This window comes from Dysgonomonas sp. PF1-14 (assembly GCF_029892965.1).
Classification (GTDB): Bacteria; Bacteroidota; Bacteroidia; order Bacteroidales; family Dysgonomonadaceae; genus Dysgonomonas.
Window position 1 is genome coordinate 182,443 of record NZ_JARXWN010000004.1, and the last position, 14,276, is coordinate 196,718.

Consider the following 14,276-nt stretch of genomic DNA (forward strand, 5'->3'; position numbering starts at 1 on the left):
TCAATTCAATGTAAACTTCGCCGATTTCACATCACGGCTGTTACCTCCGATCATTACATCAAAGTCGCCCGGTTCGAATACATATTGAAGGTCGTAGTTATAGAACTTCAACAGTTCCGGTGTGATCTTAAAGCTCACTGTCTTCGATTCTCCTGCTTTGAGGAATACTTTTTCAAATCCTTTCAGTTCTTTTACAGGACGGGTTACACTGCCTACAATATCGCGGATATATAGCTGTACAACTTCTGCACCGTCTGTTTTGCCGGTATTGGTAACTGTTACACTAGCTGTAAGCTGACCGTTGCTGTTGATAGCTGTCGAGCTGAGTTTGACGTCACTGTATGAGAATGTAGTATAACTGAGTCCATATCCGAACGGATAAAGCGGATCGTTGCTTACATCGAGGTAGTTGCTGCGGAATTTTTCGAACCATCTGCCTTCACCCAATGGACGACCTGTATTTTTATGATTGTAGAACAATGGAATTTGTCCTACATTCTGAGGATATGTTGCAGGAAGTTTTCCACTCGGGTTCACATCGCCGAACAACACATCACCGATAGCAAGAGCTGCTTCTGTTCCTCCGAACCAAACATTGAGTATGGCAGGTACATTTTCGTCTTCCCATGTGAGTGTTATCGGACGACCTGAAAATAGCACAAGTACTACAGGCTTTCCTGTTTTTAACAATTCTTTCAGCAATGTTTTCTGTACATCGGGGATACCGATATCTGTACGGCTGCTGGCTTCACCACTAAATTCGGACGATTCACCCAATGCTGCTACAATTACATCTGCATTTCTGGATACTTCCAATGCTTCGCGCAGCATTTCTTCATCTGAGCGGGTTTCTTTATCGCGATTAAGCGTACGCCCAAACATAGTTGCATGTTCTTCGAGTTTAGCATCTTTTGTCAGATGGCTACCTTTGGCATATACTACCTTCGCCTTGTTGCTGGCAACTGCCTGTAAACCTTCAACTACTGTTGCGGGTTTTTCGAGGTTAACGGCTACACTCCATGTGCCTGCCATATTGGAACTTGTATTTGCCAATGGCCCAACAACAGCTATTGTTCCCTGTTTTTTCAACGGAAGGGTATTGTTCGCATTTTTCAGTAACACGAAACTTTCCGATGCTATCTTGCGGGCAACTGCACGATGTTCGGGTGTGAATATCTCTTTCTTTGCACGGTTTACATCAATATATTTATAAGGATCGGCAAACAAGCCCAGCTTATATTTGGCTTCAAGCACACGACGACAAGCCAGATCGATCTCAGCCTGAGTGACTTTATTTTCTTTCAGTGATTTACCTAAGGTCTGCAAGCCTTCGCTCACCATGTCCATATCTATACCTGCTTTGAGTGCACGTGCCGATACTGTTTGCAGATCGCCGATACCATGATCTACCATTTCGCTGATACCTGTATAGTCAGTTACAACAAAACCATCGAAGCCCCATTGTTTACGCAATACGTCAGTCATCAGCCATTTATTAGCTGTAGCGGGTACACCGTCTACTTCGTTGAATGATGCCATTACACTTCCTACTCCGGCTTCTACTGCTGCCTGATAAGGATACATATATTCATTGAACATACGTATTCGGCTCATATCTACAGTGTTGTAGTCACGTCCGGCTTCTCCGGCTCCATAGAGCGCATAGTGTTTTACACAGGCCATAATGTTAGAATTGAGTTTATAAGCCTGATCACCCCTTCCCTGATAGCCATATACCATTGCTTTGGCTATTGCTCCGCCAAGAAACGGATCTTCACCGCTTCCTTCCGAGAAACGTCCCCAACGGGCATCGCGCGAAATATCTACCATCGGACTGAATGTCCAGCTGATACCGTCTGCACTGGCTTCTACTGCTGCAATACGTGCCGATTGTTCAACAGCAGCCATATCCCATGTAGCAGCTAATCCTAACGGAATAGGGAATACTGTTTCATATCCGTGAATTACGTCCATTCCGAAAATCAACGGAATCTTGAGACGGCTTTCTTCTACAGCAATGCGTTGTACATCTCTTATTTTTTCTACACCTTTTATATTGAATAGTCCTCCAACTTGTCCTTTCTTAATTTTTTCAGCAATGTTGCTACTTTTTGCTTGCCCGGTCGTTATATCGCCGGAGCTGGGAAGATTGAGCTGCCCCAATTTTTCTTCCAATGTCATTTTGTTCATCAGGTCAGTGATGAACTTGTCCATTTTAGGGTCTTTCTTCTGTGCATAAGTGCTCAACACAAACAGGCACATAAAGAAGACCGCTATTGTTTTTAAAGTCTTCATTTTTACTTTATAATTTTATTTACCTAAAACCTAAAACCAACCTAAGGTCGTAGACCTTTTTTATTATTTTGTTAAGTATAATAATCAAATTTAGTTATACTTAAGAGATATCATTAGATACCTTCTATTACTAAATAACCAACAATCTTTATTGAAAACCTTAAAAGTCTAATCTCTCGGATTGACTATAAGATAAAGTTTAAACAACTGCACTCCGCCTAAAGAGTGCAGTTGTTTAAAGATTTTCTTAATTAGCTCCAGCCCGGATTTTGCCCTAGCGATGGAGTATTCAACAACTGGGTGTTTGATATAGGGAATAACTCGTGTTTTCCTTTTATAAACGGTTTGCCATGAGCTTTCATTACAGATTCTGCCTGTCCTGTACGAACAAGATCGAACCAACGATCGTGCTCAAATGCAAGTTCGAGACGGCGTTCGTGCCAGATAGCCTTACGCAATTCATCTTTGTTTGTAGTAGTCACTTTTGTAAGTTTCACTCTGTCTCTTATATCATTTAATGCAGCCAATGCTTCGGTAGTTTTACCCAATTCGTTTCCGGCTTCGGCTTTGATGAGATAGATTTCACCTAAACGAAGGTATCTGAGGTTTTTATCTCCATCACCTGCACCTTTATTGGCACTGGAATAAGCTTTCATATTGTACATTGGGTTTTCGCAGTTCTTCAATTCATAACCATCATATAGAGTAGAATTATTAAAGATGATAGTAGCATCGCGGCGAATAACATCACCTGTTACACCCGGCTGTGCACTTGTCTCTGCATTGAAAGCATTCAGAAGATCCTGAGTAGGTGTATTGAAACCCCAGCCCCAGCCTGTACCACCACGAGCTCCCTGTGTTTCGGAATATTGCTGAATACCATGTGCAGGAGAAGTTCCTCTTGCCTGTATCTCAAACAATGATTCGGAACTATTTTCACCTTCCAGTCTCCATATCTTAGAATAATCTATCAGTGCATAACCGTAATTGGTGTTAGAAATCACTGCCGATGCATTGTCATAAGCATCCTGCCATTTTTCCTGATACAGATACACTTTTGAAAGTAATCCCTGTGCGGCACCTTTAGTTGCACGCCCCAAGTCTTTACTATCGGTATATTTGTCAGGAAGAGCCGCCATCGCATCTTTCAGATCTTGTTCGATATGTGCATAGACTTCTGCTTTAGGAGCTCTTGTCAGCACATCCTCTTCTTGTATAGATACATCACCCCAACCTCTTACCAGATAGAAGTAAGATATAGCTCTCAAGAATTTAGCTTCACCGATCAGTCTGTTCTTGTATGTTGCATCCTGAAGACCATAACTCTCAGCAAATTCAATAGCTTTAGTTGCACGACCAATGGTTTTATACCAACGTGTCCACATAGCATCAACCGATCCGGCACCACTGGTAAATGTAAGTTCATCAAACAATTGCTTATCACCGCCCGGGTCACTAGGAGAGCTTCCCTTATCGGCATTGTCGGAGATCATTTCTGTAATGGCGAGGAATGAGAAAGCATAATCCCAATCGGTAAACATTCCATACACTCCGTTTACAAACATTTCGGGTGTATATACATCTTCCTTATCGTCTTCTTCTACCCTTTCCTGTGAATCCACATCGAGGAAATCACTACAGGCAGATGCAAAAAAGATAAGAGCTATGGATAGTATTCCTATATATATTTTTTTCATAACAGAATATTTTAGCTTTTATTAAAATTGTAAGTTAAGACCAAAAATGAAATTACGAGTTGTAGGATATGCTGACAGTTCTATACCGGCAGTACCGCTAGGTTGTCCGATCGGCACAGTTCGATCGTTAGAGTATCCGGATATTTCAGGAGAAAAGCCTGAATAACCTGTAAACATAAACGGATTTTGAGCAGTAAAGTAGAATCTCAATCTTGATCCACTGAATACCAAATCGTTAAATGTATATCCTAATGTAATATTGTTGATACGGAAGAATGCACCGCTTTCGAGGAAATAACTGGAAGAATAACTGTCGCGGTTAGCTCCCGGATGTTCGTTAGTAGAACCTGCACCTGTCCAACGATTTTTATATGTATCATAGGTAATGTTTTCACCACCGTCGATACGTCCGTGCTTCAAGCCGTTATAAATCTTATTTCCGGCAACTCCGTATCCGTCAATACTGAAATCAACGTTTTTATATTCCAGTCCTAAATGAATACCATAGCTGGAAGTAGGCAAATATGATCCCATATACACTTTATCGCGATCATCGATCATACCATCACCGTTCTGATCTTTATATTTCAGATGTCCTGGTTTTGGAACTCCTAATTTTGCAGTCGCATTGTCAATTTCTTCCTGAGTTTGCCATACACCATCGGCTTCTAGCAACCACCATGCAAACAGCGGTTGGTCTTCTGCCAGACGTTTGGTTATCTGTCCGTCACTCAGGCTACCTCCAGTTTGTCCGGCATAGGTAGGTGTTACGTTTTTCACTCGGTTCTTGTTATAAGAATAGTTTGCGCTTATATCGTATTTAAGTCCATTAGCCAGCTTATCGTTCCAAGCTAATACCACTTCAATACCACTATTTTCGACTTCAGCTCCGTGAGCAAAAAAATTCTTTTCGTACCAAACATTTCCTACCGGTTTTACATCCAAGATAGTATTAGTATTCAATTTATTGTAATAATCGACACCTCCGGTCAAGCGATCGTTCAGCATGGAGAAATCAAAACCGATACCCCATTCTCTTGTTTTTTCCCAAGTCAATGGAACAACAGGTGAGCCATAAGCAGCACCGTATACCAAGTTCTGGCTAGGGCCGAATACATAGTTATAGTTATCGCTGGCAGTAGATGAATATATCTGATTTACGTTCAATGGTACGTCCTGGTTACCTAGTTTACCCCAAGTTCCTCTTAGTTTCAGATAATCGAGGAAGTTCACATCCTGCATGAAGCTCTCATTAGAGATTGTCCAACCAAAACCTACAGACGGGAATGTTCCCCAGTAGTCTTCATTTGACTTGAACGTACTGGAACCGTCACGACGAATTGTTCCTGTGAAGTAGTACTTATTATCGAAATTGTATTGTACGCGGGCAAAATAAGAGGCCAGTGCTCTAGGAGTATAATAATACTGATCTAATTCTTTCGCATAAGCATCTGAGGCCATACCAATGTTCCAATATTGAGGTTTTGACGGCACATCGTATCCTTTCATTATAGAAGTATTACCGATACCCGACTTCTCTCTGGACATACCTACTACAGCTTCTACATTGTGTTTATCGAAGCGTTTGTTGAAAGTAGCAAATCCTTCCCATATCCAACGATATGTTTCTATATCTTCATATCTCAATGAGTTATTAGCCCAGTTAAGACTTGCCGGATTCTTAGCTTTCTCGGCATCGAAGTCTGCTCCTGTTTTCAACGGGTTGACAGCAAGCCATGCTTCTTTCAGGTTCTCGAATTTACGATCTTTATAATAGAACTTGTTAGCACCGAAACGAGAGTTCACTTTCAGGAAGTCAGTGATTTTAAATTCTCCTTCCAAACCACCCTGAAGAGTCAGCGTTTTTGTCTTCTGTGAATAATTATTGACATTAAACATCGGGTTACCAATAGAATTGAGTTTACCCATAGCATCAGTCGAGCTTCCGTCGATACCTGCAATACCAGTAGTTGTGTTTACACTTGATGTACCCCAACGTCCATTCGAGAACTTAACAGGGACCAGTGGAGACTGGCGATATGCTTCATTAAAAGCGCCGTATGGTTTAGGACGGTCGGTAGAAAACGAGATACTCAGATTCTGGCTAAATTTCAGGCGATCATCAAAGAATTTATATACATTGTTGTTACGGATTGTAGAACGTTGATAGTTCTGCTGATCGAGTATACCATTTTCATCGTAGTAGTTATAGCTCAAATAGTAATCTACAGTTTGTCCACCACCCGACAATGACACTGTGTTGTTGGTGAATACGCCTGTTTTCAGAAGTTCGTCATACCAGTCTGTGTCATAAGCCTGAGAACCTGCATCCTTCAGATGATATTTACCCAATACGTCCTGATTTTGATTGAAATACTCTACATACTGCGAGGCATTAGCCATTTTCACTGTATTGAGAGAGGTCTTGATCCCTACATAAGATTCAACACCAATCTTAGCTGATCCGGACTGTCCTTTTTTAGTAGTAACGATAATAACCCCATTAGCAGCTCTCACCCCATATATAGAAGCTGAAGAGGCATCTTTAAGTACGTCCATAGAAACAATGTCTGAAGGGCTGATATTCCTGATATCGTCTGCCGGAAAACCGTCGACAATATAAAGCGGATTACGTCCTCCCAAAGCTGTTCCCAATCCACGAATGATAACAGTAGGTGTTGAACCCGGAGCATCATTATTAACAATGTTAACACCGGAAATCTTACCTTGTACAGATTGTACGGCATTCACAGCCGGTTGCTTCATTATGTCTTCGGAACGAACGCTTCCGATAGAACCTGTCAGGTCGGCCTTTTTGGATGTACCGTAACCGATTACGACTGTTTCTGTCAGCATAGTAGCATCGTCCTGCAATACTATATTCACAGTATTTTGCGCACCAACAGTCACCAGTTGGGTTTTCATACCTACATAAGAGAACTCAAGTACGTCTCCGGATTTTGCAGATAATGAATACTGTCCGTCAATGTCGGTTACCGTACCGGTAGTTGTTCCCTGTATCCGCACACTTACACCTATCAGCGGTTCTTTAGCCACATCGGTGACTAAACCCGATACGGTTTTAGTCTGAGCATAAATACTTACGGTACTTGCAAGGAAGAAGCAAGCAAGGAGTACAAAACTCTTCATGAAGAAAGATTCCACTCCCCTTGTAATAAATGTTCTTTTAGGTTTAATTTTCATAGTTTTACTTTTTATTTAAACACATGTTCCTCTAATAAATCTACTATGAACAACAGAAAAGAGATGATTAATGTTTGTCGTGTATTTTACTTTAACTTTGTTAAATCAGTTAAAGCCGGCATCATGGTTTTCTGGTCGTTTTGATATCAGATTCGACTCAAAATTATGACATGATGTAGCTTTTGTCTTTAAAAGTTAATACACCACAGATACACCGGTTGATTTTTTAACAGTACCCAGACCTCACTATTACCTCTCAAAAAAAAACAACAATCTGTTTCACAACAGAATAAAAGGTGCTAGTCTACATTAAGAAAAAACTCGTTAAGATTCTGTGAGGGTTGCAAATTTAACTTTTTACGCAGCCTGTAACGGCTATTTTCAACTGCTCGTACCGACAGATTCATCAACGAAGCGATCTCTTTTGTCTCCAGATTGAGTTTCAGGCAGGCACATAATCTGAGGTCGCTATTGGTCAGTTGAGGGTAGAGCATTTTCATTTTTTTGAAGAAGCCGGTATGCTTTTCTTCAAATTTTATGAGGAACATTTTCCAGTCATCTTCCGAATCAAGGTTATTATTCAGCAGGGCATTTATTTTCTGATAAAGCGGCAACAGGGCATTCAACTTATTCTTTGAATAAAATTCGTCGACAATATCTTTTATTTTCAGTATCAGTTCGTTCTTCTGAATGATGAAAGAGGTCTGTGTCAATAGTTCGGCGCTCTTCTGCTCTACTTCCTGCTGAAGTTCTCCAGCAAGAATCCGCAATCGCCGCGTTTCGCGCTGACGTATTTTTTGCAAATGAAGGTTTCGGTAACGTCTGAGTATCAGCATCCATATAGCATACAGTACTGCCACAATAACAACAATGTATAACAGATATGCCCAAATGGTGAGATACCAAGGGGAAAGAATTTCAAAATCGTAGGTTACCTCATCCGAATAGTTACCCAAACTGTCTACTGTACGAACCTTGAACGTATATTTCCCTTTCGGCAGACGGGCATAGGAGACATTATTCACCTTACGGGGCGCAGACCAGTCTTGATCTACGTTTTCGAGCATATATTGAAATGACAGGTTCATAGCAAAGGCATTATTAGACGAGAAGCCAAAAGTGACCGTATTATGGTCATACACAATTTTTGAACCTTTTACCATGTCTTTATATTCTATATCTCCGTCTGTATCTACTGCCCGTAACGATTCTATATAGGGCAACGGCAATCTACGTTCGGTAAGTCCGGTACGCCCTTCGGGTTTGCGATAGAGCATAAAACCGTTGTCGAGACAGATGAGGCTCACAGAATCGTTCAGCACTGATACTTTTTCGTAGCTGTTTACCAGAGACATATTCATTCCCAGATCGTAACTTTCTACGATGGAAGCTTCGTAGCCATCGTATGAGAATTTATAGATGGCAGAGGTTGTCAATGCCCAAAACAGATTGTCTGTTATAGGGATAACCTGTTTCAGTTCTTTTACATCATTGAAGCAATCATCAAGTAACTGATTGGGTACTATTTTGTTGGCAATATCATCGTAAGTATAAAAACGGTTATCGCCGAGCAGGACAACACGCCCTCCGACTTTAAATAGTTTTAGCTTATAGGGAAGGTCATCATTGTTGTTGCCTCCATAATAGGAGAAACTGCGGATACTATTCAGATCGTCATCCAGTTTACAGCGATACACACCTCTGTTGAAGTGTTCGAGCCATATATTGCCCAGATGATCGAATTCGGCATTGATTATGGGTTCGGATATTTGTCCGGGACGAAAAACCGCTTTCGTATTTTTATCTATTATTTTGATAGACTGATATGTAGATAACAACAACAAGTCGTGGTTTTTCATAGATGCTTCGGAGATATTATAAACTCCTGTACCGACTGAAAAAGCATCGGAGACAGAAAGATCTTTGTGTATCTCTTTCAAGCCTTTGTTGTGACAACAATACAACTTACCATCTATTATCCTGAATGCCCAGACCTGTCCTTGTGTTCCGTTTATCAGCCTCATTCCCGATAAGGCATCGGATCGGTTCAGATCGTCTTTTGTCAGGTAAAATACGCCCTGATTAGTACCGACAAACAGTTTGTCGTTCCATACTATGCCGCCATACACAGCTCCGGTCTTTCCTCCTGGATCGGTATAGCAACTCATATTTTCCATATATTGTATGTAGGAAATACCTTTATCGAGCGCAGCCCAGATATTATTCAGATTATCTTCGTAGAGCGAAAGGATGGTATTGTTTTGCAGATAATTCTCCGATGACATATGATCAATTATCTTTCCGTTCGTATCTATTTCGTATATACCATCCAGAATAGTTCCCAAGAAATAAGTGCCTCTGGACGAAAACAATCCGCAATTCAGTTCTTTTGAGTTCATCAACCGTGAAAGCTCGGGATTCCACTCCTTGAACGTTGCCCCATCGTATATATAAATGCCTTTAGTTGTAGTACCTATCAGATATTGATTGTCCTTATAGGGCAAAATAACCCTGACATCTGTGTTATTGAAAATATCGCTTCCTTCTATCTTCTCTAATGTTGTACCTTTCAGCCTGAAAAGCGGCCCCAGCATTTGCTGTATAAGAAATTCATCCCTTACTTTTGTAAGAAAAAGAAATCCCTTATCGGAGGGGATACGTGTAACAGTTTTGTAATCGTACATGTATATAGCGGAAAATGACTGAAAATAAACACAGTTGTCAGCTATCCATATTTTCCAGAAGTCATCGTTGCGGAAAAGTGCTTTATCGAGGCTGTCGCTCAGTGATGTATATACGAGTTTACCGGAGAGATCCCTGTCCCATCGCCCGAATTCTTCGTAACTGCCTGTAAATATGGTGTTGTGAGAAAGGACTGCGACCGAACGCGCAACAAGTGAGTTGGGAATGCGGTTGAGATTCCATTCTACACCATCAAACTCGAGTAAACCTATATCGTTCCCGAAATACAAAAATCCTCTTTCGTCCTGCCCTATCGACCAGTTCTTGTTATCGGCACGATACTTTTCCCTGTAAATATTGATTATTTGCGGTTTGCTGGAAAATACGGGAAGGGCACTGAAAACAAGTATAAAGAAGATTGTGTATTTGTAGAAATGACTCATAGGGCTATCTTTGTTATTCCGGGATTATTTGATTTCCAAAATTAATATATTTTTATTAAAGTAAGCCCATAAGCTTAAAATGGTCTATTGCTAAACGTTTCGGAAGTGGAATCGGTTCATTCCGTTCTATCGGATTTGCAATCCGATGGTCTTTCACTGCGGATTTTAAATCCGCTATTAAGAACTTCGGGATTACAAATTCCGAAGGACGAAGTCTGCGCGAGCGGGGAACCGATCATTATTTTAATAAGCCGACACCGCCGAAATTACCTCAACAGCGAACCAAAAATTTTTGACAGGAATTACCTCAATACTTCCATTTGATAATTCATAAAAATTAATGCCATCAAATAAGATATTTTCTGTTATAGCTTTCAGATTCCTGTCATCGGCTAGTGGGACATATGTAAATCCAATATCAGTGAAGTCTTCTTTGTTTAAATTAAATAAATCATAATGAGTTAATACTTTTCCATCACTCAGCCATCCGTCCGTTCTCCCATATAAGCCTTTTAGCCATTTAAGGTTAGGCATATCGAAGTCGTTTTTGATCTGGTGAATGCCATAATAGTTTTTGTTTCGATAAGTATAGAAATTATTAGCAGATAATTTATATTCTGCTATATCGAGCCGTTCGTAATTGTCTCCTTGCTTGATAAAAACACTATCTATTTTCCGGATTTCTTTTTGTAAATAACAATCTACAAGGACTAAACTGTCGGGCGTAGCAAACAACACATTGTAGTATATTAAATTATTCCTGTTATGTTCTTTAAAGAACGGGAAATACACACAGTTGTTTTCTTTTACCATATAATTACCATCGGTCAGCTGAATCCATTTATCCATACCCGGCAGTTTGCGATGATGAGCATAATCTGAGGAAAAAACAGTTCTTCCATCAGTAAAGAAAGTTGTCTCTCCATCCCGCCTCATATCAATTTCGGTAAACTGGTCTATCCGTCCAATTTTTTTACCACCTTGAAAAGCCTCACCATTGTATTCACAATAAAACTTACGCATAACAGGACGGCAGTTTTTAGCAAAGGCTAACTTTGATATTTCTTTGGTGTTGAAAACATCAAGGTAATATAGCCCTGTTTCATCATAAAGATAGCCATAACCGTAGTAAGGATTCCCTTCAACATAAGTAAGCCTGTCGAAATTAATGCCTTTTGGAATTTTAATTTCTGCAAGCGTGGTAGGGGATATTCCCTTTAAATGATAATATTTTCCATTTCTTTTGTACAAGCCTTTGTTGTAGCTATAGCCCTCTATCTCGTAATAAGCTCCGGGTGTTTGAGTTGTCTCAGGAACATAATGCTCTTTGAATACAAGCTGATTATTGGTTATATACAAACAAGTGGTTTGGGGTTTAATCAAAGTATCTATTGTCAGACCGACCTTATAACCCATGTGTGTTCCGTTTATATGCTCTTTGTTAATCCATCCAACCGTTTTCTTGGTCGTGTCGATGATATAATGCCCCAGATAAATGGCATTCTCGTTGTAAAAAAAATCCCTTCTCTGCGCCATGCTGAACGGACAAGATACAACGAGTAAAAGGAGAATAATTATTTTAGTTTTCATAGTGTGTTTTTTATGTGATTGTGTGGCTGCAGAGATTTAGAATGGTAAAACAAAATCATAAGGATCACTTTCCAGCCAGTAGTATAAAAGAAGAACAACGATGGCTACGATAAATGCAATAACTAATTTCTTTTTCTTAAAGTATGCAGATACAGCCAAGCCTATCACAGCAAGGACAGGAAGTGAATTTATAAAGATAAAGGCTATCACATTTATCCAGAATATTATGTCAAAGTTTGATTCTGCCATTCGTCAAATGTAGTAATTTTAATAAATTAATCATAACGCACAGACTTGAAGCCTGCGCGAGCTGATTATTCGTTTAGCTTTAAAAATATATATCTTCTTTCCCTCTCTGAAAAATAATAGTCAGAATTTAGGGCGTTTTATAATGAATAGTATTGCCATACCAACTATGCCAACAGGAATAAGTATTGGCTGGCCTATTAGTATTGCCAAAATAACACTCAAAACTCCCCCAATTAAACAGCCTAAGAGTGTCCAACTTATAAGTTTTATATTACGATTTCTTACTTTAACTATGTGTTTTTGATTTATAGAATTATAATCAATATTATCGAATAAAAAATTCCTATAATTTTCTACAAAAATATCCCAAGTATTATTTTCCTCTATGCTTATTATTTGGCCTGTTGCATCTATGATAAAATCAGCATTAATGCTATCCCCACTCACCCGTATTTTAATTTTTGATTTCCATTTAAGAGGGTTGAAAGTCCACCTATTCCGAAATAGAGACCCGCAGGTGAATATTAATCTGTTCTTTTCATTTGCAACTAATTTAAAACCGGAATTAATGAAATATTCTACGGTCTTTTCCATTATATCAGTTTTTGTTGAAATCTCAAAAGTTATAGTTTTCTTTATGAAAGACATATCTATTTTTTATTTAAGTATCCCCCCGTAAGCGGGGCGAGGACTGGCAGTGAATTTATAACGTAAAGGCTATCACATTTATCCAGAATATTATGTCGAAGTTTGATTCTGCCATTCGTCAAATGTATCAATTTAAATCGATCCAAAAAGATAAAACCCGTATAAAGTATCACTTCAAACAGGTTCTAACAAATATAGTAAAATAAATCAGATTCTTATCTTTCCCACTGAACCATCTCCGTTACAGCAAGTTGATAGTCGCGTTCGGTTTCCAGATATTTGTCTACAGTCTCGTAATATACCGACAGTTCGAGCAGATAGTTGATAAGCGACAACTGCCCTTTATCCAGAGCCTTTTTCAGTAGCTCTCTGCTGCTGGTCGTTTCCAGTATCTTTTCGTATTCGGTAAGCATACCCGATAGTTTCAGCGCTTTGTCGTGTTGCTTTTGTAATACATTGCGGAATTGCATTTGCATATCCAGATGCTGCATCTGTAAGGCCACCGTCTGGGCTTTCTGATGCTTTACGGTATTGCGTCCTTCCCACAGCGGAATGGAAACCCCGATGCTAAAGCCCTGCAAAGTCTCTCCCGGTACGCGCTCACTCGTATATCCGGCTGTGATCTTAGGCAGATTAAGCGCGCGCGTCAGTTGTTCCTGTTTGCGGCTCAGCGTGACTTCCTGCTCTGCCATACGTATGGCAGGATTGTTTTCTTTCACCTTGTCAAACCATTCGGGGAAGTTCCTCTCCATCACATAACCTACATAGCCGTCTGTAGTTTTTACATCTATCGGGATCCCTCCGTTCAATCTCTGCAACTCCTGATTGAGGGCATCTATTTCCACCTGATTGAGCTGTAAGGCTTTTTCATCATTCAGATAGTTTAGCCTGGTCTTATTTCGCTCCAGTATGTCTATATCACCTTTATCGAACCGCTTTTGATAGGCTTCCGACAGTTCTTTGGCATAGCCGAGCCTTTGTGTCAGCACATCATTCATCTTCTTCTGATAAACAAGTTCTGTGTATAAAAGCCTTGCTTCCTGAAGTATTTCCCTGCGTTGCTGATCGTACACGATATCGGCCTGTCTGTTTTTTCCGTCTGCCAACTGCGATTTGAAGCGGTAAGCAGTAGGAAAATCGAACGACTGTGTTATATCGAGATTGGTGCGGTGGCTTGTAGCTTCTTTCGGCGAACCCCATAGATAAGCAAATTCTACTTCGGGATTGGCAAGAGTAATTCCTGTCCTGTTCCCTATTTTGGTCGCATTGTTCTGCTCCCTGTATGCTTTCAGTGTGGTGTTATTATCCTCTATGCTCTGCAAAAAGTCTGAATAACTATTCTGAGCGTTTGCGGTAAAGACGCACAGACCAAAAAGCGCGATTATATATATTATTTGTTTCATATATTTTTGAATTTCAAAATTTCAAAATTCTATCCCCATTATGGCTTTGCGGCTCCTTCTCCTTT

8 protein-coding genes are annotated in these 14,276 nt (G+C 40.0%); all 8 read right to left on the minus strand.

The genetic code is table 11. The annotated features are described in order from the left end of the window. The 8 genes from bglX to M2448_RS07300 all read right to left on the minus strand — a co-directional run bounded on the left by bglX (position 1) and on the right by M2448_RS07300 (position 14,211). On the minus strand, positions 1-2,262 hold the full coding sequence (gene bglX, locus M2448_RS07265) for a beta-glucosidase BglX (protein ID WP_280645334.1): 2,262 nt from the start codon (positions 2,260-2,262) through the stop codon (positions 1-3). Between the two features lie 284 nt (positions 2,263-2,546). Then, entirely contained in the window at positions 2,547-3,992 is a 1,446-nt protein-coding gene (locus tag M2448_RS07270) for a RagB/SusD family nutrient uptake outer membrane protein (RefSeq protein ID WP_280645247.1), read from the minus strand. Positions 3,993-4,013: 21 nt separating this feature from the next. Continuing rightward, a complete protein-coding gene (locus tag M2448_RS07275) occupies positions 4,014-7,196 on the minus strand; it encodes a TonB-dependent receptor (protein ID WP_280645248.1) in 3,183 nt (1,060 codons plus the stop codon). Between the two features lie 299 nt (positions 7,197-7,495). Then, positions 7,496-10,321, minus strand: coding sequence for a triple tyrosine motif-containing protein (locus M2448_RS07280; RefSeq protein ID WP_280645249.1), 2,826 nt, complete (start codon positions 10,319-10,321; stop codon positions 7,496-7,498). Positions 10,322-10,564: 243 nt separating this feature from the next. Continuing rightward, positions 10,565-11,911: a hypothetical protein gene (locus tag M2448_RS07285; protein ID WP_280645250.1), complete on the minus strand. Its 1,347-nt coding sequence runs from the start codon at positions 11,909-11,911 to the stop codon at positions 10,565-10,567. A 36-nt stretch (positions 11,912-11,947) separates the two neighbouring features. Continuing rightward, positions 11,948-12,160, minus strand: a complete 213-nt coding sequence (locus M2448_RS07290) for a hypothetical protein (protein ID WP_280645251.1) — start codon at positions 12,158-12,160, stop codon at positions 11,948-11,950. A 120-nt stretch (positions 12,161-12,280) separates the two neighbouring features. Beyond that, a complete protein-coding gene (locus M2448_RS07295) occupies positions 12,281-12,754 on the minus strand; it encodes a hypothetical protein (RefSeq protein WP_280645252.1) in 474 nt (157 codons plus the stop codon). Positions 12,755-13,023: 269 nt separating this feature from the next. Then, positions 13,024-14,211 (minus strand): TolC family protein, encoded by a 1,188-nt coding sequence (locus M2448_RS07300; protein ID WP_280645253.1) that lies wholly within the window; start codon positions 14,209-14,211, stop codon positions 13,024-13,026. Positions 14,212-14,276 lie beyond the last annotated feature (65 nt).